The organism is Microcystis sp. LEGE 08355 (assembly GCF_015207185.1).
GTDB lineage: Bacteria > Cyanobacteriota > Cyanobacteriia > Cyanobacteriales > Microcystaceae > Microcystis > Microcystis panniformis.
On the sequence record NZ_JADEXI010000691.1, the window covers coordinates 1 to 2,261 of the forward strand.

Below are 2,261 nucleotides of genomic sequence, written 5' to 3' on the forward strand. Positions count from 1 at the left end.
GCCGAACACCCGGTCATGTTATGATACCGTTAACCCATCCTACAAATAATTGTGCCTCCCTACTTATATCCATTTTTCAAAAGCTATTTTCAGGAAAATAATCCCAATTTAAAACCTGTTCTTGGCTAAAAGGACAATCAACTGGAAAAGTTTCTTTTGGTAAATTAGTTTCATTTACCGTCCCTCGCACTGCTTTTTGATAACATTCTGCGAAAATATCGGCTAAATAGGGTTTTAAGCTAGGACTATCCCTAAAAATAAGCTCTAATTGTTCTCTTTGCTCATCAATGGTATTTACCCAGCTATTAGTCCGTTTTTCCGGTTGATATTGCCATTTAAGTAAGTGCATCAAGAGAACTTTTAAACGACTGAATACCTCCCGTCTATTATTACGTCCTATATCGGATATTTCTTCGATTAAGTTATCTAAATTGAGTGCCTCTAAATTGCCCTTTTTTAAGTGATTTACGGTTTGCTCAAGCCACAAATTAAAATCAGTTTCATAAAGCTGAGATAATTGATTTTTCATGTTGATGATATCCCATTTAGAAGTGGGTGGTAACGGACCACTCTCTTAACTGTAACTGTTCAGGGGAGTTATCAGTAGGGGGAGCCAGTTGAGGTTCTGCCATTCGCAGTCGGATGTTAGCCAGCCCCATGTACAATCAAAAATACTAAATTTAACCAATAAAATAAGGACGCTGCCAATTGCGTCCTCAAGGTATCTGGAAAAGGCTTTTTTCCTAGACTTTCCGAGAGTAGTATTCCACTACTAACAGTTCATTAATCGAGAGGGCAATCCATTCTCTTTCCACAACGCCATTCACTTTGCCCACGAGGGTGTTTTTGTCAAATTCCAAATGACTCGGCAGGTTGGCTAAACCGGGGTATTCCATATTTCTTTTGACGAGATCCTGGGAACGCTCTTGATTTCTAACTCCAATCACATCACCCGGACGGCACTGATAACTGGCAATATCCACAACTCTACCGTTAACGGTGACGTGACCGTGATTGACTAATTGTCGCGCCCCCGGAATTGTCCCGGCCATACCGAGACGGAAAACGGTATTATCCAGACGCATTTCTAGGAGTTGCAGCAGCACTTGACCAGTGGAACCAGTAGCCCGGCGAGCTTTGCGGACATAGCGAACTAATTGTTTCTCGCTGACACCGTAGTTAAAACGCAGTTTTTGTTTTTCTTCTAGACGAATGGCATATTCTGAACGTTTTTTGCGGGCCTGGCCATGTTGCCCCGGTGCATAGGCACGACGGGCATTTTTACGGGTTAAGCCCGGTAATTCCCCTAAACGACGCACAACGCGCAAGCGCGGTCCTCTATAACGAGACATACAGACAGTCTGCTCCTATTTAAATTTATCCCAAAACTATCATCGTAGCACAAATTAAGTAATTTAGTGGGGAAGTGGGGGAATTTCAACTAAAACCCTAACACCCTAACAGCCCAAAATCCCTAAACCCCTAAACCCCTATCACCCTCTCACCCTCTCACCCTCTCACCCTCTCACCCTCTCACCCTATCTCCTGTCTCCTGACTCCTATCTCCTGACGGCAGCTGATGTATTTTTTTCATTAAAGATGAGGCTAATCTCTGCCATCTTAGGGCATACTGTGAGTGTAACGAAGCACTATATTATTCAGGTTGCTTTCCCACTCCTTCCCTAGCTGAATCTCTATCTTGGAGAAGCCATTAGTCATGATCGAAATGAAAGTCGCTGGAATTGCCCTAGACGCTATCACTCGCAGTCCCATTGTACTGCTGAAGGATGGTTCCGAGCGTCGCGCCCTACCTATCTACATCGGACAAGATCAGGCTAAGGCCATTATCACCGTCCTCGAACAACAAAGACCCCCTCGTCCCCTCACCCACGATTTGATCGCTAATATTTTTAAAGCTTGGGACATGGATTTAGAAAAGATTATCATCCATTCTCTCCAAGATAATACTTTTTATGCTGTTCTCTGTCTCCAGCGCGGCGAAGTCAAAAAAGAAATCGATTGTCGTCCTAGTGATGCGATCGCCATTGCTCTGCGTACCAACAGTCCTGTCTGGGTAATGGAAGAAGTGATCGCTTCCGCTTCTATTCCTGTTGATCGTGACGCAGATGAAGAGGAACGTCAAGCTTTTCGCAATTTCGTCTCCAATCTTAGCCCCTCAGACCTGATCCAACGTCACGGTGATTTTAGTGATCAGTGAACATTCAGGAGATATAGGAGATAGGAGTCGGGAGATAGGAGAT

At 44.0% G+C, this 2,261-nt stretch carries 3 protein-coding genes; 1 reads left to right on the forward strand and 2 read right to left on the reverse strand.

Features of this window, described 5'->3' with window-relative positions; translation table 11 throughout:
- Window positions 1-76: 76 nt before the first annotated feature.
- Complete coding sequence (locus IQ242_RS22965; protein ID WP_193961541.1) at window positions 77-529, reverse strand: DUF29 domain-containing protein; 453 nt, start codon at window positions 527-529, stop codon at window positions 77-79.
- Window positions 530-743: 214 nt separating this feature from the next.
- Window positions 744-1,352: a 30S ribosomal protein S4 gene (gene rpsD, locus IQ242_RS22970; RefSeq protein WP_002737433.1), complete on the reverse strand. Its 609-nt coding sequence runs from the start codon at window positions 1,350-1,352 to the stop codon at window positions 744-746.
- 365 nt (window positions 1,353-1,717) lie between these two features.
- Here rpsD and IQ242_RS22975 point away from each other — a divergent pair, with 365 nt between their 5' ends.
- A complete protein-coding gene (locus IQ242_RS22975; protein ID WP_193961542.1) occupies window positions 1,718-2,218 on the forward strand; it encodes a bifunctional nuclease family protein in 501 nt (166 codons plus the stop codon).
- Window positions 2,219-2,261: the final 43 nt, after the last annotated feature.

Coding starts and splice junctions, on each gene's coding strand:
- IQ242_RS22965 (WP_193961541.1), bottom strand. CDS start 529: ATGAAAAATCAATTATCTCAGCTTTATGAAACTGATTTTAATTTGTGG.
- rpsD (WP_002737433.1), bottom strand. CDS start 1,352: ATGTCTCGTTATAGAGGACCGCGCTTGCGCGTTGTGCGTCGTTTAGGG.
- IQ242_RS22975 (WP_193961542.1), top strand. CDS start 1,718: ATGATCGAAATGAAAGTCGCTGGAATTGCCCTAGACGCTATCACTCGC.